At 64.8% G+C, this 639-nt stretch carries 1 protein-coding gene; it reads right to left on the reverse strand.

The window, feature by feature from the left end; translation table 11 throughout:
* A partial coding sequence (locus J4F42_16015; GenBank protein ID MCE2487021.1) for an MFS transporter occupies positions 1 to 639 on the reverse strand: 639 nt, incomplete at both ends.

Raw genomic sequence — 639 nt, forward strand, 5'->3', positions numbered from 1 at the left:
CTCATGCTCGTCGGTCACGTCGGCAATCATCGCCCCAACCATCGTCATGGAGATGATGATGGCGGTATAGCTCACGAAGATCGTTCCGCCCACGACCCACATCAGCACGAGCTCACCGCTGCCCGGCAACAGGCCGGCCAGCCGCACGAAAACGAGCGCAGCCAACATCAGCGGTGCGGCCACGGCGGTGGCGAGAATCAGCCGTTTCTTGCCCAGCCGCTCGGCCAGCGGTCGCGTCACGACCAGGGCCAGCAGCGAGCTGGCGATGAGAACAAACATGAAGAGCGTGAGCTGCTCCGAGCTGAACCCCCACAAAAAAGTGTTGAGGTAATTATTGAGGTTCTGGTTCACCCCAAACGAGACCCACAGACACAGCCCGCCGACAACGGCCGCCCGGTACGACGGGCTGCCCAGCGCCGCCCGCATGTCTCGGGGCAGAGATCTGAGCCGGACCGGCTGTATACGGCTGTCAGCCACCTGAGCCCGCAGGGCAGCCCGCTGGGTGCCGAGCGCCGACACCAGGGTCGTCACGACCATGATGACCGCGCCCCACACGGCAAAGCCGGCATAGCCCTCAGGATTGAGCAGCCCCTGGGGATAGCGGGGGGTGGCGCGCAGAAACACCGCATAGGCCAGCAC

This window comes from Desulfurellaceae bacterium, from assembly GCA_021296095.1.
Taxonomy (GTDB): Bacteria; Desulfobacterota; Binatia; order Bin18; family Bin18; genus JAAXHF01.